Origin of the sequence: Streptomyces sp. NPDC016845 (genome assembly GCF_044332585.1) — a bacterium.
Lineage (GTDB): Bacteria > Actinomycetota > Actinomycetes > Streptomycetales > Streptomycetaceae > Streptomyces.
Genome location: NZ_JBIRPI010000009.1, coordinates 157,376 through 181,958 on the forward strand (window position 1 = coordinate 157,376; position 24,583 = coordinate 181,958).

21 protein-coding genes are annotated in these 24,583 nt (G+C 70.5%); 17 read left to right on the forward strand and 4 right to left on the reverse strand.

Translation table 11 applies throughout. The features are described 5' to 3' along the window. Positions 1–26 precede the first annotated feature (26 nt). Both ACH4RC_RS23170 and ACH4RC_RS23175 read right to left on the reverse strand, forming a co-directional pair. Complete coding sequence (locus ACH4RC_RS23170) at positions 27–1,775, reverse strand: hypothetical protein (protein ID WP_398203943.1); 1,749 nt, start codon at positions 1,773–1,775, stop codon at positions 27–29. A 202-nt stretch (positions 1,776–1,977) separates the two neighbouring features. Continuing rightward, positions 1,978–4,194, reverse strand: coding sequence for an elongation factor G-like protein EF-G2 (locus ACH4RC_RS23175; RefSeq protein ID WP_398203945.1), 2,217 nt, complete (start codon positions 4,192–4,194; stop codon positions 1,978–1,980). Between the two features lie 253 nt (positions 4,195–4,447). On the opposite strand from ACH4RC_RS23175, the gene pgsA reads away from it, so the two are divergent. The 15 genes from pgsA to ACH4RC_RS23250 all read left to right on the forward strand — a co-directional run bounded on the left by pgsA (position 4,448) and on the right by ACH4RC_RS23250 (position 19,963). Next, positions 4,448–5,116, forward strand: coding sequence for a phosphatidylinositol phosphate synthase (pgsA, locus tag ACH4RC_RS23180; RefSeq protein WP_398203948.1), 669 nt, complete (start codon positions 4,448–4,450; stop codon positions 5,114–5,116). After that, positions 5,113–6,027 carry a phosphatidylinositol mannoside acyltransferase gene (locus tag ACH4RC_RS23185; RefSeq protein ID WP_398203951.1) on the forward strand — a complete coding sequence of 305 codons (915 nt, stop codon included), beginning with the start codon at positions 5,113–5,115 and terminating at the stop codon, positions 6,025–6,027. The genes pgsA and ACH4RC_RS23185 overlap by 4 nt, the downstream gene beginning before the upstream one ends. After that, on the forward strand, positions 6,024–7,184 hold the full coding sequence (locus ACH4RC_RS23190) for a glycosyltransferase family 4 protein (RefSeq protein ID WP_398203953.1): 1,161 nt from the start codon (positions 6,024–6,026) through the stop codon (positions 7,182–7,184). The genes ACH4RC_RS23185 and ACH4RC_RS23190 overlap by 4 nt, the downstream gene beginning before the upstream one ends. Positions 7,185–7,508: 324 nt before the next feature. Then, positions 7,509–8,054 (forward strand): hypothetical protein, encoded by a 546-nt coding sequence (locus ACH4RC_RS23195; RefSeq protein ID WP_398203956.1) that lies wholly within the window; start codon positions 7,509–7,511, stop codon positions 8,052–8,054. A gap of 95 nt (positions 8,055–8,149) precedes the next feature. After that, on the forward strand, positions 8,150–9,085 hold the full coding sequence (pdxS, locus tag ACH4RC_RS23200; protein ID WP_398203959.1) for a pyridoxal 5'-phosphate synthase lyase subunit PdxS: 936 nt from the start codon (positions 8,150–8,152) through the stop codon (positions 9,083–9,085). A gap of 5 nt (positions 9,086–9,090) precedes the next feature. Then, positions 9,091–9,699 (forward strand): pyridoxal 5'-phosphate synthase glutaminase subunit PdxT, encoded by a 609-nt coding sequence (pdxT, locus tag ACH4RC_RS23205; RefSeq protein ID WP_398203961.1) that lies wholly within the window; start codon positions 9,091–9,093, stop codon positions 9,697–9,699. Between the two features lie 47 nt (positions 9,700–9,746). Continuing rightward, complete coding sequence (locus tag ACH4RC_RS23210; protein ID WP_398203964.1) at positions 9,747–10,499, forward strand: YebC/PmpR family DNA-binding transcriptional regulator; 753 nt, start codon at positions 9,747–9,749, stop codon at positions 10,497–10,499. 125 nt (positions 10,500–10,624) lie between these two features. Continuing rightward, positions 10,625–11,173 (forward strand): crossover junction endodeoxyribonuclease RuvC, encoded by a 549-nt coding sequence (gene ruvC, locus ACH4RC_RS23215; RefSeq protein ID WP_398203967.1) that lies wholly within the window; start codon positions 10,625–10,627, stop codon positions 11,171–11,173. Continuing rightward, the gene (gene ruvA / locus ACH4RC_RS23220; protein ID WP_398203970.1) at positions 11,170–11,781 is read left to right on the forward strand and encodes a Holliday junction branch migration protein RuvA; all 612 of its coding nucleotides are present in this window, start codon (positions 11,170–11,172) and stop codon (positions 11,779–11,781) included. Before ruvC ends, ruvA begins: the two co-directional genes overlap by 4 nt. A gap of 55 nt (positions 11,782–11,836) precedes the next feature. Continuing rightward, entirely contained in the window at positions 11,837–12,910 is a 1,074-nt protein-coding gene (gene ruvB, locus ACH4RC_RS23225) for a Holliday junction branch migration DNA helicase RuvB (protein ID WP_398203973.1), read from the forward strand. Between the two features lie 163 nt (positions 12,911–13,073). Next, complete coding sequence (gene yajC, locus ACH4RC_RS23230) at positions 13,074–13,571, forward strand: preprotein translocase subunit YajC (protein WP_398203976.1); 498 nt, start codon at positions 13,074–13,076, stop codon at positions 13,569–13,571. Between the two features lie 139 nt (positions 13,572–13,710). Further along, the gene (gene secD, locus ACH4RC_RS23235) at positions 13,711–15,474 is read left to right on the forward strand and encodes a protein translocase subunit SecD (RefSeq protein ID WP_398203978.1); all 1,764 of its coding nucleotides are present in this window, start codon (positions 13,711–13,713) and stop codon (positions 15,472–15,474) included. 1 nt (position 15,475) lies between these two features. Continuing rightward, positions 15,476–16,600 (forward strand): protein translocase subunit SecF, encoded by a 1,125-nt coding sequence (gene secF / locus ACH4RC_RS23240; protein WP_398203980.1) that lies wholly within the window; start codon positions 15,476–15,478, stop codon positions 16,598–16,600. 143 nt (positions 16,601–16,743) lie between these two features. Continuing rightward, on the forward strand, positions 16,744–17,283 hold the full coding sequence (locus ACH4RC_RS23245) for an adenine phosphoribosyltransferase (RefSeq protein ID WP_398203983.1): 540 nt from the start codon (positions 16,744–16,746) through the stop codon (positions 17,281–17,283). A gap of 160 nt (positions 17,284–17,443) precedes the next feature. Next, positions 17,444–19,963, forward strand: a complete 2,520-nt coding sequence (locus ACH4RC_RS23250; RefSeq protein ID WP_398203986.1) for a RelA/SpoT family protein — start codon at positions 17,444–17,446, stop codon at positions 19,961–19,963. A 173-nt stretch (positions 19,964–20,136) separates the two neighbouring features. On the opposite strand, the gene ACH4RC_RS23255 is transcribed toward ACH4RC_RS23250, so the two are convergent. Beyond that, positions 20,137–21,369: a DUF349 domain-containing protein gene (locus ACH4RC_RS23255; protein ID WP_398203989.1), complete on the reverse strand. Its 1,233-nt coding sequence runs from the start codon at positions 21,367–21,369 to the stop codon at positions 20,137–20,139. A 136-nt stretch (positions 21,370–21,505) separates the two neighbouring features. Continuing rightward, positions 21,506–22,360 (reverse strand): peptidylprolyl isomerase, encoded by an 855-nt coding sequence (locus tag ACH4RC_RS23260; RefSeq protein ID WP_398203991.1) that lies wholly within the window; start codon positions 22,358–22,360, stop codon positions 21,506–21,508. A 157-nt stretch (positions 22,361–22,517) separates the two neighbouring features. On the opposite strand from ACH4RC_RS23260, the gene ACH4RC_RS23265 reads away from it, so the two are divergent. Both ACH4RC_RS23265 and hisS read left to right on the forward strand, forming a co-directional pair. After that, positions 22,518–23,228 (forward strand): MBL fold metallo-hydrolase, encoded by a 711-nt coding sequence (locus tag ACH4RC_RS23265; protein WP_398203994.1) that lies wholly within the window; start codon positions 22,518–22,520, stop codon positions 23,226–23,228. A 14-nt stretch (positions 23,229–23,242) separates the two neighbouring features. Then, positions 23,243–24,505 (forward strand): histidine--tRNA ligase, encoded by a 1,263-nt coding sequence (gene hisS, locus ACH4RC_RS23270; RefSeq protein ID WP_398203997.1) that lies wholly within the window; start codon positions 23,243–23,245, stop codon positions 24,503–24,505. Positions 24,506–24,583 lie beyond the last annotated feature (78 nt).

Genomic DNA, 24,583 nt, shown 5'->3' on the forward strand with positions numbered 1-24,583 from the left:
ACCAGGCGGAGCGGCACCGGGCAGGTCTACGCGTCGTACACGTCGGCCTTGCGCGGTGCCGGGTCCTGGACCAGACCGCTGAGCACGCCCGAGCGGTTGTCGAACTTCTCGGTGTTCACGCCGTGGTCCGCGAGGACCTTGATGGCCGCCGCGTGCACCACGCGCAGGACCGGTGTCGCCGTGCGCAGCGCGTCGTCCGCCATGAAGCGGTGGCGCCAGGGCTGGTCCGCCCAGGCGTGCCGCAGGCCGAACGGCTCGGGCAGCACGATCTTGCCGCCCAGGTGCTCCAGGAGCGGCGGATACCAGGTGAGAGGGGCGCGGACCGCGACCCGGACCGCCTCGTCCGCGTCGATCAGCGGCAGCGTCTTCGTGGTCGTCTCCCAGAACCGTATCGACTTCGGGGTCGTCTTCGTCTTCGGTGCGGGCTTCGACGTGAACAGGGAGTTCACCGGGCCGAGAGCGTGGCCCGTCACCTCGATGCGGAGCGTCTCGTGCAGCACCGTCACCGTGATCAGCATGGTGATGACCAACTGGCCGTCCCAGAGCGTGAACTGCACGCCCAAGTAGTGCCGGTCGCCGCTGCCGAACTGCTGCTCGTTGCAGATCCGCTGTATCTCGTGCGACTTCATCTGGTACGCGTCGACGTCCTCGCCCGTCGGGCGGGACACCGCCTTCGCGTTCTCCCCGATCGGGGTGACGACCCAGTTCTTCACCGACGGGGCCGGGAAGCCGCCCGTGTGCAGCGGACCGCGCTGCAACATCCGGAGCTGGTCCTGGATCGCCCGTATCACGTCCCAGCTGCGGAACGGGTGGATCTCCTTGCCCTCCTCGGCCGGGACCAGGTCCTCGGCCAGCTGCCAGCTGCCCCAACGGGTGCCCATGCCCAGGATGCCCTTGGGGCCCGCGTAGAAGACCGTGGTCGCCTGCTGCTCCGCGGTGAGCCGGGCCAGGCTCTGGCGCAGCTGCTCGGCGGCGGTCTCGCCGGGGCTGCCGGGCACCGCCTCCGGGATCTTCGCGCCGACGCCACCGCCGGAGAGCAGCCCGTCCCACCGGTCGCGCAGGTCCCGCGCGGTGCGCTCGCAGACCTGCCGGGCCCAGAAGCCGCCGATGACCGGCATCACGAACGCCGCCCGCAGGTACCAGGCCCACACGCCGTCGAACGGCAGCTTGATGAGCAGGATCACTATGCCGATGCCGACGATCGTCATGATCGTGGTGGCGACGGCGGCCCGGCCGTGGGCCGCGCGCTCCCGCTTCTTCGCCGCGCTGCGCTCCGCGGTGGACTTGTCAGCGGTCTCCTTGACCACCTTCTCGGCCGTCTCGACCCGCGCATTGTTCGAGCGGCGGATCTGGAACGCGGCCATCCACAGCAGGAACCCGGGCAGGAACAGGACGCCGAAGACGACGGTGATGATGGTCAGCAGGCTGTCGCGCTGGCGCCGGATCCGGTTGGCGGCCAGGCAGTGCTCGACGACGACCTGGGGCTCCGTGCCGAACGACTGGATCAGCGGCTTGCGGCCACCGCCGAGCATCCGTACCTGCACGGCCCGGGAGAACGCCTCACCGAGGTTGGGCGCGAACAGCGACCACGTGCCCGCCTTGGCCTCGGTCTTGTGCCACTCGTTGTTGGCGTCCTCTATCTTCGAGGCCTTGTCGTCGCGGTACGCGGCCGACGCGATGGCGAACGTCGCCGCGGTCTGCCCCGCCGATCCCTGCAGCGGGACCTGGGCCCCCGGCCTGAAATCGAATACATCGTCCGCCACTGCCGCCCCCATCACCGCACGCCTTGACTGCGGCCATTCCCGACTTCCGCACCCCGCACACCTGTTGATCAGTTGATCGTCCTGATCCACCCGATCGTGGACCAGCGTAACGGCCACCACCGACATCCCCTCTCGGACAAAAGGATGTCGGTGGTTCCGGAGGACGGCAAGGCCGCGTCCCAAGGCGAGGCCGCGACCGACGGCGAGGCCGTGACTATGCGGTGTCCTGTGCCTGTTCGCGGATCCGGTCGCTCAACTGCGGCGGCATCGGCTCGTGCCGGGCGTAGCCGCGGTCGAACCGGGCCGTGCCGTGCGACAACGACCGCAGATCCACCGCGTACCGGCCGATCTCGATCTCGGGCACCTCGGCCCGTACGAGAGTGCGCCCGCCCGGGGCCTGTTCGGTGCCGACGACGCGCCCCCGACGCCCGGACAGATCGCTCATGACGGCGCCCACGTAGTCGTCGCCGACCAGGACCTGCACCTCGGCCACCGGCTCCAGGAGGTGGATCCTGGCGTCCGACGCGGCCTCGCGCAGCGCGAGCGCGCCCGCCGTCTGGAACGCCGCGTCGGAGGAGTCCACCGAGTGCGCCTTGCCGTCGAGCAGCGTCACCCGGACGTCGATCAGCGGATATCCGGCCGTGACGCCGCGCGCCGCCTGGGCCCGTACGCCCTTCTCGACCGACGGGATGAACTGGCGGGGCACCGCGCCGCCGACGACCTTGTCGACGAACTCGATGCCGGACCCGCCGGGCAGCGGCTCCACCTCGATCTCGCAGATCGCGAACTGGCCGTGCCCGCCGGACTGCTTGACGTGCCGGCCGCGCCCGGCCGACTTCCCCGCGAACGTCTCCCGCAGAGAGACCTTGTGCGCGATCACGTCGACCTGCACCCCGTACCGGCTGCGCAGCCGCTCCAGGGCCACGTCCGCATGGGCCTCGCCCAGGCACCACAGCACCAACTGGTGCGTGTCCGGGTTCTGTTCCAGGCGCATCGTCGGGTCCTCCGCGACGAGCCGCGCGAGCCCCTGGGAGAGCTTGTCCTCGTCGGCCTTGCTGTGCGCCTGGATGGCGAGCGGCAGCAGCGGGTCCGGCATGTCCCACGGCGCCATCAGGAGCGGATCGTCCTTGGCGGAGAGGGTGTCGCCGGTCTCGGCCCGGTTCAGCTTCGCCACGCAGGCCAGATCGCCCGCTATGCACTGAGTGAGCGTGCGTTGCTGTTTGCCGAAGGGCGCCGACAGCGCGCCGATCCGTTCGTCCGACTCGTGCAGCGGGCGGTCGTCGTGCGCGCGGTCCGTGAGCCCGTGCCCGGACACGTGCACCGTCTCCTCCGGGCGCAGGGTGCCCGAGAAGACCCGTACGAGCGAGACCCGGCCCACGTACGGGTCGGAGGCGGTCTTCACGACCTCCGCCACCAGCGGGCCCCCGGGGTCGCAGGCGCCGACCGGGCGGGCCTTGCCGCCGCGTGAGGTCACCGCGGGCGCCTCGCGCTCCAGGGGCGAGGGGAAACCGCCCGTGATCAGCTCCAGGAGTTCGACGGTGCCGATGCCCTGCCGCGCGCCCTCGGGGGCGGGGGCCGCCGCGAGGACGGGGTGGAAGACGCCGCGCGCCACCGCCCGCTCCAGATCCTCCACCAGCGTCTTGAAGTCGATGGCCTCGCCGCCGAGATAGCGGTCCATGAGGGTCTCGTCCTCGCTCTCCGCGATGATCCCCTCGATCAGCCGGTTGCGGGCCTCCTCCAGCGCGGGCAGCTGCTCCTCGCCCGGCTCGGACTCCTTGCGTTCGCCCGACGCGTAGTCGTACACGCGCTGCGAGAGCAGGCCGATCAGGCCCGTCACGGGCGCGTGCCCGTCCGGGCCCTGCGCGCCGTGCAGCGGCAGGTACAGGGGGAGTACGGCGTCGGGGTCGTCGCCGCCGAACACGCGCGCGCAGGTGCGTGTCATCTCCTCGAAGTTCGACCGTGCCGCCTCCAGATGCGTGACCACGATCGCCCGGGGCATGCCGACCGCCGCGCATTCCTCCCACACCATCCGCGTCGCGCCCGCCATCGTCTCCGGGCTCTCCGCCGCCGAGACGACGAAAAGGGCCGCGTCCGCGGCGCGCAGACCGGCCCTCAACTCCCCGACGAAATCCGCGTAGCCGGGGGTGTCCAACAGATTGATCTTGTAGCCGCCCCACTCGACCGGGACGAGGGAGAGCTGTACCGAGCGTTGCTGGCGGTGCTCGATCTCGTCGAAGTCGGAGACGCTCGTGCCGTCCTCGACCCGGCCCGCCCTGTTCACCGCCCCCGCGGTCAGCGCGAGGGCCTCCACCAGAGTCGTCTTGCCCGATCCGCTGTGGCCGACCAGCACCACATTCCGTACGGACGCGGGATGGTCGGCCGTCGCCGCCCTGCCGGCGGCTCCGGGATGTCCGTTCGCCTTGTCGCCCATGTCTGGCCTCCCGGTCGCACGGTGAGGTGATACCTGTGGGACGTGCACAGCGGACACGCGAACCCGCGTGCGGAGGCGGCTTCGGCGACGCCCGCGGTGTCATCGAGCTTTCCACTCCGGTCACTGTGCGTCCATACGTCGTACGCGATCGCACGCGCGCGTGGTGGCCGGGCGGTCGTTCCCGTGCGCGCGTGACTACGATGGGCCAGCCGGTGGCCAGAGGGGCCGCCCGGCACCGACCCTCGGGAAGGCCATGCTGAACAAGTACGCGCGTGCATTCTTCACGCGTGTCCTCACACCGTTCGCCGCGTTTCTCATCCGTCGCGGGGTCAGCCCCGACACGGTGACGCTCCTCGGCACCGCCGGCGTCATGGCGGGAGCGCTGGTCTTCTACCCGCGCGGAGAGTTCTTCTGGGGCACGGTCGTCATCACGCTGTTCGTCTTCTCGGACCTCGTGGACGGCAACATGGCGCGCCAGCTCGGGCGCACCAGCCGCTGGGGCGCGTTCCTGGACTCCACGCTCGACCGGGTCGCGGACAGCGCCGTCTTCGGCGGCATGGCCCTCTGGTACGCGGGTTCGGGCGACGACAACGTGCTGTGCGCGGTCGCCATCTTCTGCCTCGCCAGCGGCCAGGTCGTCTCCTACACCAAGGCGCGCGGTGAGGCGATCGGCCTGCCCGTCGCCGTCAACGGCCTGGTGGAGCGCGCCGAACGGCTCGTCATCTCGCTGGTCGCCGCGGGCTTCGCGGGCCTGCACAAGTTCGGCGTGCCCGGCATTCAGTACCTGCTGCCCGTCGCCCTGTGGATCGTCGCCGTCGGCAGCCTCGTCACGCTGATCCAGCGTGTGGTGACCGTCCGCCGTGAATCCGCGGAGGCCGATGCCGCCGCTGCCGCCGCCGCGCAGGAGGAGACCGCCTCGTGAGCGGCGCCCAGGAGCGGGTCACGGACGCGCTGTACGGGCTCGGCTGGGCGGGGGTGAAGAAGCTTCCGGAACCCGTCGCGCGGCGTCTCGGCCGGACCATCGCCGACCAGGTCTGGAAACGGCGCGGCAAGGGCGTGCTCCGCCTCGAGGCCAACCTCGCGCGCGTGGTGCCCGATGCCACGCCGCAGCGGCTCGCCGAGCTCTCCAAGGCGGGCATGCGGTCCTACCTGCGGTACTGGATGGAGTCCTTCCGGCTGCCCGCCTGGAGCAGGCAGCGCATCGAGGACGGGTTCACTCCCAAGGACGTGCACCACCTGACCGAGGGCCTTGCCGCCGGTAAGGGTGTCGTTCTCGCCCTGCCGCACATGGGCAACTACGACCTCGCCGGCGCCTGGGTCACCACCAAGCTGGAGACGCCGTTCACCACCGTCGCCGAGCGGCTGAAGCCTGAGACCCTCTACGACCGGTTCGTCGCCTATCGCGAGGGGCTCGGCATGGAGGTGCTTCCTCATACGGGAGGCTCTGCCTTCGGCACCCTCGCGCGGCGCCTGCGCGCGGGCGGGCTCGTCTGCCTCGTCGCTGACCGCGATCTCTCCACCTCCGGCGTCGAGGTCAAGTTCTTCGGCGAGACGACGCGGATGCCCGCCGGGCCCGCCATGCTCGCTCAGCAGACGGGCGCGTTGCTCCTGCCCGTCACCCTCTGGTACGACTCGTCGTCCGTCATGAGGGGCCGCGTCCATCCGCCCGTCGACGTGCCGGAGACAGGTACGCGGGCCGAGAAGACGTCCGTCATGACACAGGCGCTGGCCGATGCCTTCGCCACGGGGATCGCGGACCATCCGGAGGACTGGCACATGCTGCAACGTCTGTGGCTCGCTGACCTGGAACACTTCGAGGAGCGATCCGCGTGAGGATCGGAATCGTCTGCCCGTACTCGTGGGACGTGCCGGGCGGCGTCCAGTTCCACATCCGCGATCTGGCGGAGCACCTCATCGCCCTCGGGCACGAGGTCTCCGTCCTCGCCCCTGCGGACGACGAGACCCCGCTGCCGCCGTACGTCGTGTCGGCGGGCCGCGCGGTTCCTGTCCCCTACAACGGCTCGGTCGCCCGTCTCAACTTCGGGTTTCTGAGCGCCGCGCGCGTACGTCGCTGGCTGCACGACGGCACGTTCGACGTCATCCACATCCACGAACCGGCCTCGCCCTCGCTCGGGCTGCTCACCTGCTGGGCGGCGCAGGGGCCCATCGTGGCCACCTTCCACACGTCCAACCCGCGTTCGCGGGCCATGATCGCCGCTTATCCGATTCTGCAGCCCGCGCTCGAGAAGATCAGCGCGCGCATCGCGGTCAGCGAGTATGCGCGCCGTACCCTCGTCGAACACCTGGGCGGCGACGCGGTCGTCATCCCCAACGGGGTCGATGTCGACTTCTTCGCGCGGGCCGAGCCCAAGGCCGAGTGGCAGGGGGAGACCATCGGGTTCATCGGCCGGATCGACGAGCCGCGCAAGGGTCTGCCCGTCCTGATGAAGGCGCTGCCGAGGATTCTCGCGGAGCGGCCCGGGACCCGGCTTCTGGTTGCCGGGCGCGGTGACGAGGAAGAGGCCGTCGCCTCCCTGCCAAAGGAGATGCGCTCCCGGGTCGAGTTTCTCGGCATGGTCAGCGACGTCGACAAGGCTCGGCTGCTGCGCAGCGTCGATGTCTACGTCGCTCCCAACACCGGTGGCGAGAGCTTCGGGATCATCCTCGTCGAGGCGATGTCCGCGGGCGCCCCGGTGCTCGCGTCCGACCTCGACGCCTTCGCCCAGGTCCTCGACCAAGGTGCGGCCGGTGAACTCTTCACCAACGAGGACGCGGACGCCCTTGCCGGGGCGGCTCTGCGCCTTCTCGCCGACCCCGCTCGTCGTGCCGCACTCCGCGAGCACGGGAGCAAGCACGTCCGGCGCTTCGACTGGTCGACCGTCGGGGCGGACATCCTCTCGGTCTACGAGACGGTGACCCATGGCGCGGCTTCGGTGGCTGCGGACGAGCGGACGGGGTTGCGGGCGCGGTTCGGGCTGGCCAGGGACTGAGTGCGGGGCCTTTCGAAATCAGCCGGGGGGCGTAGCGCCTTGTGCCCGTAGTGGGGCGGGGCACGCGCCGACGTGGGCGCCTAGAGCGCCGTGCGCCGCCTGGTGGGGCGGGGCCGTGCCGGCGTACCTCCTCGGCCGGATCGGTCTCCCCGCCCCCTGAACGCCGTAGGCGCGTCGTCCTGCGCTGAGTTCCCGCGGAGTCCTGCGGGGGCACCCCGACACGTCCCCTTCCGTTGCGACGCGGGTGCCGGTCCGGTGGGCCGTTCCGGCCAGGCATGGTCGGCCGTCCTGTCGCCGGGCCCCGGGCCGGTAACCTTGCCGCCCGTGACCGCCACCCTGATCTGGATCGCCGTCGGCCTCTTCGCGATCGGGCTCTATCTGAGCTGGACCGCGGGGCGGCTCGACCGGCTGCACGCCCGTATCGACGCGGCGCGGGCCGCGCTGGACGCGCAACTGCTGCGGCGGGCCTCCGTCGCGCAGGAGCTGGCCACCTCCGGAGTCCTGGATCCGGCCGCCTCGATCGTGCTCTACGAGGCGGCGCACGCGGCGCGGCAGGCCGAGGAGGAGCAGCGGGAGGTCGCCGAGAGCGAGCTGAGTCAGGCGCTCAGGGCCGTCTTCGGGGAGGTCGATCAGGTCGAGGCGGTGCGGGAGGCGCCTGGCGGTGAGGCCGCCGCGGAGGAGCTCGCGCAAGCGGTGCGGCGGGTGCCGATGGCCCGGCGTTTCCACAACGACTCCGTCCGCGCGGCGCGGGCGTTGCGTCGGCACCGTGCGGTCCGCTGGTTCCGGCTCGCCGGGCACGCCCCGTTCCCGCTGGCCTTCGAGATGGACGACGAGCCGCCCACGGCTCTCGCCGATCGCGCCGCCGCGTAGCCCGTACGAAAAGAGCCACCGGCTGTTCATTGGCTCTTGCAGTGGACTGGTCCGCGGAGGTTTCCTCGATGACGCAGCAACGCCTTCGTCACCGAATGAGGTCTTCCGTGTCCACCAGCATCCCGCAGCCCGCCGTCCCCACCGAGGCCCCTGCCACCGGCACCGCCCGCGTCAAGCGCGGCATGGCCGAGCAGCTCAAGGGCGGCGTCATCATGGACGTGGTCAACGCCGAGCAGGCGAAGATCGCCGAGGACGCGGGCGCCGTCGCCGTCATGGCCCTGGAGCGGGTCCCCGCCGACATCCGCAAGGACGGCGGCGTGGCCCGGATGTCCGACCCGAACATGATCGAGGAGATCATCGGCGCGGTCTCCATCCCGGTCATGGCCAAGTCCCGGATCGGTCACTTCGTCGAGGCCCAGGTTCTGCAGTCGCTCGGTGTCGACTACATCGACGAGTCCGAGGTGCTCACCCCGGCCGACGAGGTCAACCACAGTGACAAGTTCGCTTTCACGACGCCCTTCGTCTGCGGTGCCACCAATCTTGGTGAGGCCCTGCGTCGTATCGCCGAGGGTGCCGCGATGATCCGGTCCAAGGGCGAGGCCGGTACCGGCAACGTCGTCGAGGCCGTCCGCCACCTGCGCCAGATCAAGAACGAGATCGCTCGCCTGCGCGGCTTCGACAACAACGAGCTGTACGCCGCCGCCAAGGACCTGCGCGCCCCGTACGAGCTGGTCAAGGAGGTCTCCGAGCTGGGGAGGCTGCCGGTGGTCCTGTTCTCCGCCGGTGGTGTCGCCACCCCTGCCGACGCCGCGCTCATGCGCCAGCTCGGCGCCGAGGGCGTGTTCGTCGGCTCCGGCATCTTCAAGTCGGGCGACCCGGCCAAGCGCGCCGCCGCCATCGTGAAGGCCACCACCTTCTACGACGACCCCAAGATCATCGCGGACGCGTCCCGCAACCTCGGCGAGGCCATGGTCGGCATCAACTGCGACACCCTCCCCGAGGGCGAGCGCTACGCGAACCGGGGCTGGTAGATCCTATGAGCGACATGCCCGTCGTCGGCGTCCTGGCTCTCCAGGGCGACGTACAGGAGCACCTCGTCGCCCTGGCCACGGCCGACGCCGTGGCCAGGCCGGTGCGGCGCCCCGAGGAGCTGGCCGAGGTCGAGGGGCTGGTCATCCCTGGAGGGGAGTCCACCACCATCTCCAAGCTGGCCGGGCTGTTCGGCCTCATGGAGCCGCTACGCGCGCGCGTGCGCGCCGGGATGCCCGTCTACGGCACCTGCGCCGGGATGATCATGCTCGCCGACAAGATCCTCGACCCCCGCTCGGGCCAGGAGACCCTCGGCGGCATCGACATGATCGTGCGCCGTAACGCCTTCGGGCGACAGAACGAGTCCTTCGAGGCGGCCGTCGATGTACGGGGTGTCGACGGCGGCCCCGTGGAAGGCGTCTTCATCCGCGCCCCCTGGGTCGAGTCCGTGGGCGCCGCTGTGGAGGTGCTCGCCGAGCACGAGGGACACATCGTCGCCGTACGCCAGGGCGACGCGCTCGCCACGTCCTTCCACCCCGAGCTGACGGGCGACCACCGTCTGCACGGGCTCTTCGTGGAGATGGTGCGGGCGAAGGACGCTTCGGGTTCCTTGTAGGATCGCTGCGTTCGTACTGAGGTTGGTTACGCGAAGGAGACAGGCAGATGTCCGGCCACTCTAAATGGGCTACGACGAAGCACAAGAAGGCCGTGATCGACGCCAAGCGCGGCAAGCTCTTCGCGAAGATGATCAAGAACATCGAGGTCGCGGCCCGCACGGGCGGCGCCGACCCGTCCGGTAACCCGACCCTCTTCGACGCCATCCAGAAGGCCAAGAAGAGCTCGGTCCCGAACAAGAACATCGACTCCGCGGTCAAGCGCGGCGCCGGTCTCGAGGCCGGTGGCGCCGACTACGAGACGATCATGTACGAAGGCTACGGCCCCAACGGTGTCGCGGTGCTCATCGAGTGCCTCACCGACAACCGCAACCGCGCCGCGTCCGACGTCCGCGTCGCCATGACGCGCAACGGCGGCAACATGGCCGACCCGGGCTCCGTGTCGTACCTGTTCAACCGCAAGGGCGTCGTGGTCGTTCCCAAGGCCGGGCTGACCGAGGACGACGTCCTGGGCGCCGTGCTCGACGCGGGCGCCGAGGAAGTCAACGACCTGGGCGAGTCCTTCGAGGTGCTCTCCGAGGCCACCGACCTGGTCGCGGTACGCACCGCTCTGCAGGACGCGGGCATCGACTACGACTCGGCCGACGCCAACTTCGTCCCGACCATGCAGGTCGAGCTGGACGAGGACGGCGCCCGCAAGATCTTCAAGCTGATGGACGCCCTGGAGGACAGCGACGACGTGCAGAACGTCTTCGCCAACTTCGACGTCTCCGACGAGGTCATGAAGAAGGTCGACGCCTAAAGGCGCCCTGAGCACCTCTCACGGCAGTAGCGGCGGGCCGACGGGACACACACCCCGTCGGCCCGCCGCTTTGTCAGTGGCACCCGATAGCCTGCACGAACAGGCGAGTGAAGTGGGGGCTGGGCGTGCGAGTGCTGGGCGTGGACCCGGGGCTTACCCGGTGCGGTGTCGGCGTGGTCGAGGGGGTCGCGGGACGCCCCCTGACGATGCGCGGCGTCGGCGTCGTGCGGACACCGCCCGACGCGGAGCTCGGCCACCGCCTGGTCGCCATCGAGCAGGGCATCGAGCAGTGGATCGAGGAGCACGAACCCGAACTCCTCGCCGTGGAGCGGGTGTTCAGCCAGCACAATGTGCGCACCGTGATGGGCACCGCCCAGGCCAGCGCCGTCGCCATGCTGTGCGCCGCGCGCCGCGGCATCCCCGTCGCCCTGCACACGCCCAGCGAGGTCAAGGCCGCCGTCACCGGCAGCGGGCGCGCCGACAAGGCGCAGGTCGGCGCCATGGTGACCCGGCTCCTGCGGCTCGACGCGCCACCCAAGCCGGCCGACGCCGCCGACGCGCTCGCCCTCGCCATCTGCCACATCTGGCGCGCCCCCGCGCAGAACAGACTCCAGCAAGCCGTGGCCAAGCACGCGGCTCACGCATCCAGAGCACTGAAAGGCCGTACCGCATGATCGCCTTCGTCAGCGGCCCCGTCGCCGCCCTCGCCCCCGACACCGCGGTGGTCGAGGTCGGCGGTGTCGGCATGGCCGTCCAGTGCACGCCGAACACCCTGTCCACGCTCCGCGTCGGCCGGCAGGCCAAGCTCGCCACCTCCCTCGTCGTACGGGAGGACTCGCTCACCCTGTACGGCTTCGCGGACGACGACGAGCGCCGGACGTTCGAGCTGCTCCAGACCGCCAGCGGCGTCGGCCCGCGCCTCGCCCAGGCCATGCTCGCCGTGCACAGCCCCGACGCCCTGCGCCGCGCCGTCTCCACCGGCGACGAGAAGGCGCTCACCGCCGTCCCCGGCATCGGCAAGAAGGGCGCCCAGAAGCTGCTCCTGGAGCTGAAGGACCGGCTCGGCGAGCCCGTCGGCCCCGGCGGCCCCGCCATCGGCACCGCCGTCACCAGCGGCTGGCGCGACCAGCTGCACGCCGCGCTCATCGGCCTCGGCTACGCGACCCGGGAGGCCGACGAGGCGGTCGCCGCGGTCACCCCGCAGGCCGAGGCGTCCGAGACCGCGCCGCAGGTGGGGCAGCTCCTCAAGGCGGCTCTCCAGACCCTGAACCGCACCCGCTGACCCGCTGCCCCTCAACCGCCCGACCGACTCCGAACCGCAACGCGAGGCACACGTAATGAACTGGGACGACCCGACCGACGCGGCGCCGGACCCCGAGCGTCTGGTGGGCTCCGCCGCCGACCGCGAGGACCAGGCCGTCGAGGCGGCCCTGCGCCCCAAGGACCTCGGCGAGTTCATCGGCCAGGAGAAGGTGAGGGTCCAGCTCGACCTGGTGCTGCGCGCCGCACGCGCGCGCGGCGCCACCGCCGACCACGTCCTGCTCTCCGGCGCCCCCGGCCTCGGCAAGACCACCCTCTCCATGATCATCGCAGCGGAGATGGGCGCACCGATCCGCATCACCTCGGGCCCCGCCATCCAGCACGCCGGCGACCTGGCCGCGATCCTCTCCTCCCTCCAGGAGGGCGAGGTCCTTTTCCTCGACGAGATCCACCGCATGTCGCGGCCCGCCGAGGAGATGCTCTACATGGCGATGGAGGACTTCCGCGTCGACGTCATCGTCGGCAAGGGCCCGGGCGCCACCGCCATCCCGCTCGAACTGCCCCCGTTCACGCTCGTCGGCGCCACCACGCGCGCGGGGCTGCTGCCGCCCCCGCTGCGCGACCGCTTCGGCTTCACCGCGCACATGGAGTTCTACGAGCCCGCCGAGCTGGAGCGGGTCATCCACCGCTCCGCGACCCTGCTCGACCTGGAGATCGACGCCGAGGGCGCCGCCGAGATCGCGGGGCGCTCCCGCGGCACCCCGCGCATCGCCAACCGCCTGCTGCGCCGCGTCCGCGACTACGCGCAGGTCAAGGCAGACGGCCACATCACCCGGGACATCGCCGGTGCCGCGCTCGCCGTCTACGAGGTGGACGGCCGCGGCCTCGACCGACTTGACCGCGCCGTCCTGGAGGCGCTGCTCAAGCTGTTCGGCGGCGGACCCGTGGGCCTGTCGACGCTCTCGGTCGCGGTGGGGGAGGAGCGCGAGACGGTCGAGGAGGTCGCCGAGCCCTTCCTCGTACGGGAAGGACTCCTCGCGCGTACGCCCAGGGGCCGCGTCGCCACCCCCGCCGCCTGGGCCCACCTCGGCCTCACCCCGCCCCAGGAGCGAACGGGCGCTTCCGGACAACAGGACCTCTTCGGGTCGTGACGGCGCGCGTACTCGCCGGGGCTGGAACCCCGGTGCCATGCTGAGCGTTGTTCCCACCGTGCGGACTCGCTTAGACTCCGCCGACAGTCGCCTTCACGGCGACGGCACCCCCAAACCCAACAAGGCCGCTCCTGACGCGGTCGCCTGAAGGAAGTTCCCACCCGTGAGTCTCGTGACCCTCCTCCCGTTCATCGTGCTCATCGGGGCCATGTTCCTGATGACCCGCTCCGCCAAGAAGAAGCAGCAGGCGGCCGCGACGATGCGCAATGACATGCAGCCCGGTTCCGGCGTCCGCACGATCGGGGGCATGTACGCCACGGTCAAGGAGGTCAACGAGGACACGGTCCTCCTGGACGCCGGCCCCGGCGTGCACCTCATGTTCGCGAAGAACGCGATCGGCGCGGTGCTCTCCGACGACGAGTACAACCGCATCGTCCACGGTGCGGAAGCCACCGAGGACGACGAGCTGACCGACTCCGCCGTCGTGCCCGACGACGCGTCCTCCCTCACCGGGACCGACGAGCCCGCCGCCGCTGACGACTCGCGCATCGACCTCGGCAAGAAGGACGTGGCCGACGCGGCCGACGAGCCCGCCGCCGAGGCCGGCAAGGCCGCCGACGCCGAGCCGAAGAAGACCGACGGCGAGTCCGACGCGAAGTAGTCACGGCCGGGACCGCGGGGCGACCGCTTGCGTCGCCGCGGTCCCGCCCCGTGCGTGACCCGCGTGGATTCTCGACCATTTCATGGCCGCTCGAGCACGAATCCCCGATGCAGAGCGGATGGAGAGGGAGTACGAGAAGGTGGCCACACCTACAAAGAGCCGAGGGTCAGGGACCCAGAGCAGGCCGGGGCGTGCTCTGAGCCTGATCGTGATCATCATGGTGGCGCTCGTCGGGGGCATGTTCCTCGCCGGTGAGTTCACGCCGCGCCTCGGTATCGACCTCGCGGGCGGCACCAGCATCACGCTGGAGGCCAAGAACGAGCCGGGCCAGCCCAACGCGATCAACAAGACCAACATGGACACCGCGGCGGACATCATCAACCGCCGTGTCAACGGCATGGGTGTCTCCGAGGCCGAGGTCCAGACGCAGGGCAACAACAACATCATCGTCAACATCCCCCGGGGCACGAACCAGAAGCAGGCGCGTGAGCAGGTCGGTACGACCGCTCAGCTCTACTTCCGCCCCGTGCTGACGGTGGCCGCGGGCGCCACGACCGGTGACCCCACGGCGAGCCCGTCCCCGAGCGCCTCGTCGACCGACAAGGCCACGGACAAGGCGACGGACAAGGCGACCGACAAGGCCACGGACAAGGCATCGTCGTCCGCCACGCCGACCCCCACCGCCACCTCGCAGGGCCGCGCCGTCACCGACGCCCTGAAGGCCGACGACGACAAGGCCTCGCCGACGCCGTCCGCGAGCACCTCCGCCTCTGCCGACCCGGCGACCACCGCGCTGCAGAAGAAGTTCACGGACCTCGACTGCACGGACAACGCCGCCCGGACGAAGGTCAACGAGGGCGCCAAGCCGGGCGACACCATCGTCGCCTGCGGCAAGGACTCGGCCGGCCAGTGGGAGAAGTACATCCTCGGCCCGTCCGAGGTGAACGGCAAGGACGTCAAGAAGGCCCAGGCCGTCATCAACCAGCAGTCCGGCGCGTGGGTCGTCAACATGGACTTCACGGGCGGCGGCTCGAAGAAGTTCGCGGCGACGACCAGCAAGCTCAAGGACCAGCAGTCGCCGATGAACCAGTTCGCCATCGTGCTCGACGGCGACGTGGTCTCCGCCCCCAGCGTCAGCTCGACGCTGAGCGCCAACGCCGAGATCTCCGGCAGCTTCACCCAGGAGTCGGCCCAGAACCTGGCCAACGTGCTGTCGTACGGCGCCCTGCCGCTCACCTTCCACGAGCAGAGCGTCACCACGGTGACCGCCGCGCTCGGCGGCGAGCAGCTGCACGCCGGTCTGATCGCGGGCGCCATCGGCCTCGCCCTGGTCGTCATCTACCTGGTGGTCTACTACCGCGGCCTGTCGCTCGTCGCCCTCGCCTCGCTGGTCGCCTCCGGCATCCTCACGTACACACTGATGACGCTCCTCGGCCCGGCCATCGGCTTCGCGCTGAACCTGCCGGCCGTCTGTGGTGCCATCGTCGCGATCGGTATCACCGCGGACTCGTTCATCGTGTTCTTCGAACGCATCCGTGACGAGATCCGCGAGGGCCGCTCCGTGCGGCCCGCCGTCGAGCGCGCCTGGCCGCGCGCCCGGCGCACCATCCTGGTCTCCGACTTCGTGTCGTTCCTCGCGGCCGCGGTGCTCTACATCGTGACCGTCGGCAAGGTGCAGGGCTTCGCGTTCACGCTCGGCCTGACCACCCTGCTCGACGTGGTCGTCGTCTTCCTCTTCACGAAGCCGCTGATGACGCTCCTGGCCCGCAGGAAGTTCTTCTCCAGCGGCCACAAGTGGTCCGGTCTCGACCCGAAGCGGCTCGGCGCCCAGCCGCCGCTGCGCCGGCGCTCGACCCGCCGCACCGCTCCCGCCGCCGGCTCCAGCGACCCGAAGGAGGCGTGAGATGTCGAAGCTCGGCGATCTCGGCGCCAGGCTCTACCGCGGTGAGGTCGGCTACGACTTCATCGGCAAGCGCAAGATCTGGTACGGCGTCTCGATCCTGATCACCATCACGGCGATCGTCGGCCTCGGGGTGCGCGGCCTGAACATGGGTATCGACTTCGAGGGCGGCGCCGTCTTCACGACGCCCAAGACCAGCGTCTCGGCCGCGAAGGCGGAGGAGTACGCGGAGAACGCCTCGGGCCACGACGCGATCGTGCAGGAGCTCGGCACGGGCGGCCTGCGCATCCAGATCGCGGGCGTCGACACGGGCAAGTCGGACGACATCGCGGCCGACCTGTCCAAGGACCTCGGTATCGCCCAGGACAAGATCAACGCCGATCTGGTCGGCCCCAGCTGGGGTGACACGATCGCCAACAAGGCCTGGCAGGGCCTGGCGATCTTCATGGTCCTCGTCGTGATCTATCTGGCGATCGCCTTCGAGTGGCGCATGGCGCTCGCGGCGCTCGTCGCCCTGGTCCACGACATCACCATCACCGTCGGGATCTACGCCCTCGTGGGCTTCGAGGTCACGCCGGGCACGGTGATCGGTCTGCTCACGATCCTCGGTTACTCGCTCTACGACACGGTCGTCGTCTTCGACTCCCTCAAGGAACAGACGAAGGGCATCGAGAAGCAGACCCGCTGGACCTACAGCGAGATCGCCAACCGGTCGATCAACAGCACCCTGGTGCGCTCGATCAACACCACGGTCGTCGCTCTGCTGCCCGTCGCGGGCCTGCTGTTCATCGGCGGCGGCTTCCTCGGCGCCGGCATGCTGAACGACATCTCCCTGTCGCTCTTCGTGGGTCTGGCCGCCGGTGCGTACTCGTCGATCTTCATCGCCACCCCGCTCGTCGCCGACCTCAAGGAGCGCGAGCCGAAGATGAAGGCGCTCAAGAAGCGGGTGCTCGCCAAGCGGGCCGCCTCCGCCGCGAAGGCGGAGACCGCCGCCGCCGCCGTCGTCGGCCACCAGGCGGACGGCGAGCCGGAGGAGGAGCCGGAGGACGCCGCCCCGGCGGGCGCGGGACCGCGCAACCAGCCGTCCCGCAACCGCGGCCGCGGCCGCCCCTCGGGCAAGCGCCGCTGACCCGGACACCGCCGTACGTCACACGGGCGCCAGGAGCCGTCGAGGCCCTGGCGCCCGCGTCGTTCCCGGACAGGTGCGGCTGCTAAGGTTTCGTCCGCGAAAACCCCCTGTAAGAGCTCGCTCATACCCCCTGAGGTGCAGAAATGACCGACATCAAGGACCTGCTCCTCAGCCGTATCCGGGACGTTCCCGACTACCCGGAGCCCGGCGTGATGTTCAAGGACATCACCCCGCTCCTGGCCGACCCCGAGGCCTTCACCGCCCTCACCGACGCGCTCGCCGAGCTGTGCGTACGCCACGGAGCCACCAAGGTCGTCGGCCTGGAGGCGCGCGGCTTCATCCTGGGCGCCCCCGTCGCCGTCCGCGCGGGCCTCGGCTTCATCCCCGTACGCAAGGCGGGCAAGCTTCCCGGAGCGACGCTCTCGCAGTCCTACGACCTGGAGTACGGGTCCGCGGAGATCGAGGTGCACGCCGAGGACCTGGCCGCCGGTGACCGCGTCATGGTCATCGACGACGTCCTCGCCACCGGCGGCACCGCCGAGGCCGCCCTGCACCTGATCCGCCGGGCCGGCGCCCAGGTCGCGGGCGTCGCGGTCCTCATGGAGCTGGGCTTCCTGCCCGGCCGCGCGCGCGTGGAGCCCGCACTGCAGGGCGCCCCGCTGGACGCCCTGCTCACCGTGTAGGCACGCCCCGGCAGGCGGGCCCGGCGGAATCCGGCGCCCGCCTCTGGTGTTTTCCCAGTACACAGGCGTCCCCCTGGCCAAATACGACCTCCGGCCGCCGGATCGATACCATGGACGTTCCGGGACCTGCACGGGGACCCGTCGCGCACGAGGAGCGCCGTTGCCAGACGAGGCCAAGCCACTCACCGCCGCCAAGCCCGACCAGCCCGCAGATCCGGCCGCGGCGCCCTCCGCCACGCCCGCGAAGAACGGGCAGAGCCCCGCGAAGCCCGCGGGCTCCGGGAACGGCAAGGCGGCCGAGCAGCCACGTTCCAGGCCCTCTTCGGAGCACACGCGTGCCACGCCGCCCCCGATCCGCGCCGCCGGGAACCAGCCGGCGGCCCGCTCCGGCTCCTCCAACCGCGTCCGCGCCCGCCTCGCCCGCCTCGGCGTGCAGCGCTCGAACCCGTACAACCCGGTCCTGGAGCCCTTGCTGCGGATAGTGCGCGGCAACGATCCAAAGATCGAGACGTCGACGCTGCGCCAGATCGAGCGCGCCTACCAGGTCGCCGAGCGCTGGCACCGCGGCCAGAAGCGCAAGAGCGGCGACCCGTACATCACGCACCCGCTCGCCGTGACGACGATCCTGGCCGAGCTGGGCATGGACCCGGCGACCCTGATGGCCGGGCTCCTGCACGACACCGTCGAGGACACCGAGTACGGCCTGGACACCCTCCGCCGCGACTTCGGCGACCAGGTCGCCCTCCTCGTCGACGGCGTGACCAAGCTCGACAAGGTCAAGTTCGGTGAGGCCGCGCAGGCCGAGACCGTGCGCAAGATGGTCGTCGCCATGGCCAAGGACCCGCGCGTCCTGGTCATCAAGCTGGCCGACCGCCTGCACAACATGCGCACCATGCGGTACCTCAAGCGCGAGAAGCAGGAGAAGAAGGCGCGCGAGACCCTGGAGATCTACGCGCCGCTCGCCCACCGCCTGGGCATGAACACCATCAAGTGGGAGCTGGAGGACCTCGCCTTCGCGATCCTCTACCCCAAGATGTACGACGAGATCGTCCGGCTCGTGGCCGAGCGCGCGCCCAAGCGCGACGAGTACCTGGCCATAGTCACCGACGAGGTGCAGAGCGACCTGCGCGCGGCCCGCATCAAGGCCACCGTCACCGGCCGCCCGAAGCACTACTACAGCGTCTACCAGAAGATGATCGTCCGCGGCCGTGACTTCGCGGAGATCTACGACCTGGTGGGAATTCGGGTACTTGTCGACACTGTCCGCGACTGCTATGCGGCACTGGGCACCGTCCACGCCCGCTGGAACCCGGTTCCGGGGCGGTTCAAGGACTACATCGCGATGCCCAAGTTCAACATGTACCAGTCGCTGCACACGACGGTCATCGGCCCGAACGGCAAGCCCGTAGAGCTGCAGATCCGTACGTTCGACATGCACCGCCGCGCCGAGTACGGCATCGCCGCGCACTGGAAGTACAAGCAGGAGGCCGTCGCCGGTGCCTCCAAGGTGCGCAGTGACGCGCCCCGCACCACCGGCAAGGACGACCACCTCAACGACATGGCGTGGCTGCGCCAGCTCCTCGACTGGCAGAAGGAGACCGAGGACCCGGGCGAGTTCCTGGAGTCCCTGCGCTTCGACCTGTCGCGCAACGAGGTGTTCGTGTTCACGCCGAAGGGCGACGTCATAGCGCTCCCGGCGGGCGCGACCCCGGTCGACTTCTCGTACGCGGTCCACACCGAGGTCGGCCACCGCACCATAGGAGCGCGGGTCAACGGCCGCCTCGTCCCTCTCGAATCGACCCTGGACAACGGCGACCTGGTGGAGGTCTTCACCTCCAAGGCGGCGGGCGCGGGCCCGTCCCGTGACTGGCTGGGCTTCGTCAAGTCGCCCCGCGCGCGCAACAAGATCCGCGCCTGGTTCTCCAAGGAGCGCCGCGACGAGGCGATCGAGCAGGGAAAGGACGCCATCGCGCGCGCGATGCGCAAGCAGAACCTGCCGATCCAGCGCATCCTGACCGGCGACTCCCTGGTCACGCTCGCGCACGAGATGCGCTACCCCGACATCTCGTCGCTGTACGCGGCGATCGGCGAGGGGCATGTCACGGCTCAGTCCGTCGTGCAGAAGCTCGTCCAGGCGCTCGGTGGCGAGGAGGCGGCCAACGAGGACATCGCCGAGAGCGCACCGCCCTCGCGCGGCCGCTCCAAGCGCCGCTCGAACGCCGATCCGGGCGTGGTGGTCAAGGGCGTCGACGACGTCTGGGTGAAGCTGGCGCGCTGCTGTACGCCCGTGCCCGGCGACCCCGTCATCGGCTTCGTCACACGCGGCAGCGGCGTCTCGGTCCACCGCAGCGACTGCGTCAACGTGGACTCGCTCTCCCGCGAGCCCGAGCGCATCCTCGACGTCGAATGGGCACCGACCCAGTCCTCGGTCTTCCTGGTCGCCATCCAGGTGGAGGCCCTGGACCGCTCGCGCCTCCTGTCCGACGTGACCCGCGTCCTCTCGGACCAGCACGTCAACATCCTGTCGGCGGCGGTCCAGACGTCCCGCGACCGGGTGGCCACCTCGCGCTTCACGTTCGAGATGGGCGACCCGAAGCACTTGGGCCACGTCCTGAAGGCGGTCAGGGGCGTGGAGGGCGTCTACGACGTCTACCGAGTGACCTCGGCCAGGCGGCCGTAACGGTCCGGTCGCGGGCCTGCGGCCGACATTGTCCGGTCTCAGGGGCGCGGGGAACTGCGCGAGGGCGGACCATGACCGTCGGACGCGCGACGCCGGATCAAGGCAGACGCTGAGGCGTACGTGAGAGGGCCCGGGCTGATGAAGCCCGGGCCCTCTCACGTACGGCCAAGAATTCAGCCGCCGAACTCCTGGAGCCCCTTGAGCGCCGAGTCCAGCAGCGCCTGGCGCCCGTCGAGCTCACGCTGCAACTTGTCGGCCTTGGCGTTGTTGCCCTGCGCGCGAGCCTGCTCGATCTGCCCGGAGAGCTTGTCGACAGCGGCCTGGAGCTGACCGGTCAGACCCGCCGCACGCGCGCGTGCCTCCGGGTTCGTCCGGCGCCACTCCGTCTCCTCCGACTCCTGGAGGGCCCGCTCCACGGCGTGCATCCGCCCCTCGACCTTCGGCCGGGCATCGCGCGGTACGTGGCCGATGGCCTCCCAGCGCTCATTGATCGAGCGGAACGCGGCGCGGGCCGACTTCAGGTCGCCGACCGGCAGGAGCTTCTCCGCCTCGGCGGCCAGCTCCTCCTTGAGCTTGAGGTTCTCGCCCTGCTCGGCGTCGCGCTCGGCGAACACCGAGCTGCGCGCCGCGAAGAACACGTCCTGGGCGCCGCGGAAGCGGTTCCACAGGTCGTCCTCGTGCTCGCGCTGGGCCCGGCCCGCCGCCTTCCAGTCCGTCATCAGCTCGCGGTACCGGGCCGCCGTGGCGCCCCAGTCCTGCGAGTTCGACAGCGCCTCGGCCTCGGTGACCAGCTGCTCCTTGGCCTTGCGGGCCTCCTCGCGCTGCGCGTCGAGCGACGCGAAGTGCGCCTTGCGGCGCTTGGAGAACGCCGACCGGGCGTGCGAGAAGCGGTGCCACAGTTCGTCGTCCGACTTGCGGTCGAGACGCGGCAGGCCCTTCCAGATGTCGACCAGGGCGCGCAGCCGCTCGCCGGCCGCCCGCCACTGCTCGGACTGGGCCAGCTGCTCGGCCTCGGTGACCAGCTCCTCCTTGGCGTGCCGCGCCTCGTCGGACTGCTTGGCCTTCTGGACCTTGCGCTCCTCGCGGCGCGCCTCGACCGACTCCACCAGCTTGTCGAGCCGCTTGCCCAGCGAGTCCAGGTCGCCGACCGCGTGCGCGTCCGTGACCTGATCCCGCAGGTGCTCGATCGCGGCGGTGGCGTCCTTGGCCGACAGGTCGGTCGTCTGCACCCGGCGCTCGAGGAGCCCGATCTCGACGACCAGGCCGTCGTACTTGCGCTTGAAGTAGGCCAGCGCCTCGTCAGGAGAGCCTGCCTGCCACGAGCCGACGACTCGCTCACTACCGTCGGCCGAACGCACGTACACGGTCCCCGTCTCGTCGACGCGGCCCCACGGGTCGCTGCTCACAGCGCCTCCTCCACATGATGCCTGCGGAGGTCTCGCGGGCCCCCGGGCATCGTCCACAGTTTCGTCCCCGCCAACATAGGCGACCGGCGGGGCGGCTGTCCGCATCCCGCGCGACCGAACTTTGGCCGCTGGCAGGTCAGGACTTGGTCACGGTCCCCTTGTCGATCACCACGGTCGCGTTCGGCGCGGTGTTGCCGGTGGTCTGGTCGGCCGGCTGCGCACCCGCCTTGGCGATCTTGTCGAGGACCTTCATCCCGGAGTCGGAGATCGTGCCGAACGGGGTGTACGTGGCAGGGAGCTTGCTGTCCTTGTAGACGAGGAAGAACTGGCTGCCGCCGGTGTGCTTCTGCCCGGTGTTCGCCATCGCGACGGTGCCCGCGGGGAACGTGTACAGCTGCGTGCCCTGGGACTTCTCCGCCTTCTTCAGCGAGGCGTCCTTCAGGTTCTCGTCCGGGATCGTGTAGCCGGGGCCGCCCTGGCCGGTGCCGGTCGGGTCGCCGCACTGCAGGACGTAGATGCCCTCGGTGGTCAGGCGGTGGCACTTGGTGTGGTCGAAGAAGCCCTTCTCCGCCAGGTAGTTGAACGAGTTCACCGTGTGCGGGGCGGCCGACGCCTTCAGGTCGATGCCGATGTCGCCGCAGGTCGTCGCGAGCTTCATCGTGTACTTCGCCGACTTGTCGATGGACACCGCCGGCTCCTTCTTCCAGGTCGCCGTCTTCGCCTTGCCCTCGGCGGGCTTCTCGCACGGGTCCGGCGCCTTCGACGGCGACGGGCTCGCGCTCGGCGCGGAGTCCGCGGTCGTCTTCTCGCCGTCGCTCTTGAAGGCTCCGGCGGCGTACGCGCCACCCGTGCCCAGCACGGCCACCGCGAGCACCGCTGCGATCACGGTGTTGCGGGTGCGCGCCTTGCGTCGCGCGGTCTCGCGCCGCTGCTGCTGGCGCAGGAACTTCTCCCGGGCGAGCTGGCGCTGCCGCTGATCCTTGGTGACCACCGGGTGTTCTCCTCGTACGTCTCGTGACCGTGTCTGTCTCGGGCCGGGCCATCGGTTGGTGCCCCGTACCGTATATGGGTTCGCTGTGGAATCGGCAGCGCCGGTAGTCTCTGATCTGCCGCATTCCGTGGTTTCCGCCGACATACGAAGGACGATCGTGCTGATTGCCGGGTTCCCCGCAGGGGCCTGGGGCACCAACTGTTACCTGGTCGCCCCCGCCGCGGGAGAGGAGTGCGTGATCATCGACCCGGGCCACCAGGCGGCCCAGGGCGTCGAGGAAGCGCTCAGGAAGCACCGGCTCAAGCCGGTCGCGGTGGTCCTCACCCACGGCCACATCGACCACGTCGCCTCGGTCGTCCCGGTCTGCGGGGCGCACGACGTCCCCGCGTGGATCCACCCCGCGGACCGCTACATGATGAGCGACCCGGAGGCGGGCATCGGCCGCTCCATCGGCATGCCGCTGATGGGCGAGCTGACCGTGGGGGAGCCCGACGACGTACGGGAGCTGACCGACGGCGCGGCGCTCGAGCTCGCCGGGCTCGAGCTCACCGTCGCGCACGCGCCCGGCCATACCAAGGGGTCGGTGGCGTTCAGGATGCCCGAGACCGCGGAGATCCCTCCGGTGTTCTTCTCGGGCGACCTGCTCTTCGCCGGCTCCGTCGGACGCACCGACCTGCCCGGTGGCTCCATGGACGACATGCTCGAATCGCTGGCCCGCGTGTGCCTGCCGCTCGACGACTCGACCGTGGTCCTCTCCGGGCACGGCTCCCAGACCACCATCGGCCAGGAGCGCGCCACCAACCCGTATCTGCGGCAGGTGGCCGCCGGCCAGGGACCCTCGACCGAGGCTCCCCGACGAGGAATGTGACGAGAAGACCTCCCGTGAGCACCTTTCAGGCCCCCAAGGGCACGTACGACCTGATCCCGCCGGACTCCGCGAAGTACCTCGCGGTGCGCGAGGCGATCTCCGGGCCGCTGCGCAACTCCGGCTACGGCTACATCGAGACGCCCGGCTTTGAGAACGTCGAGCTGTTCGCCCGCGGCGTCGGTGAGTCCACCGACATCGTCACCAAGGAGATGTACGCCTTCGAGACCAAGGGCGGCGACAAGCTCGCCCTGCGCCCCGAGGGCACCGCGTCCGTGCTGCGCGCGGCCCTGGAGGCCAACCTGCACAAGGCGGGCAATTTGCCTGTCAAGCTCTGGTACTCGGGCTCGTACTACCGCTACGAGCGCCCGCAGAAGGGCCGTTACCGCCACTTCTCGCAGGTCGGCGCCGAGGCGATCGGCGCGGAGGACCCGGCGCTCGACGCCGAGCTGATCATCCTGGCCGACCAGGCGTACCGCTCGCTCGGCCTCAGCGGCTTCCGCATCCTGCTGAACTCGCTGGGCGACAAGGAGTGCCGTCCCGTCTACCGGGCCGCCCTCCAGGACTTCCTGCGCGGCCTCGACCTCGACGAGGAGACGCTGCGCCGCGCCGACATCAACCCGCTGCGCGTCCTTGACGACAAGCGGGCCGACGTGCAGAAGCAGCTCGTGGGCGCGCCCTCGCTGCGCGACTACCTGTGCGACGCCTGCAAGGCGTACCACGAGCAGGTGCGTGAGCTGCTGCTCGCCGAGGGCGTCGCCTTCGAGGACGACGAGAAGCTCGTCCGCGGCCTGGACTACTACACCCGTACGACCTTCGAGTTCGTCCACGACGGGCTCGGCTCGCAGTCCGCGGTGGGCGGCGGCGGCCGCTACGACGGACTCTCCGAGATGATCGGCGGCCCGTCGCTGCCGTCCGTCGGCTGGGCGCTCGGCGTGGACCGCACCGTCCTCGCCCTGGAGGCGGAGGGCATCGAGCTGGAACTGCCCGCCACCACCAGCGTCTTCGCGGTGCCGCTCGGGGACGAGGCGCGGCGCGTGCTGTTCACCAAGGTCACCGAGCTCCGCAAGGCGGGCGTCTCGGCGGACTTCTCGTTCGGCGGCAAGGGGCTCAAGGGCGCCATGAAGAACGCCAACCGCTCGGGCGCCCGCTACACGCTCGTCGCCGGTGAGCGGGATCTCACCGAGGGCGTCGTCCAGCTCAAGGACATGGAGTCGGGCGAGCAGAGCGCGGTCGCGGTCGACGAGATCGTGGCCGTGCTCAAGGGCAAGCTCGGCTGAAGCGCATGAGGGCGGGGGCCGGGGGTGCGCCCCGGACCCCGCTCCCGTACCGGCGCTCACAGCCGGTGCTTATGCCGA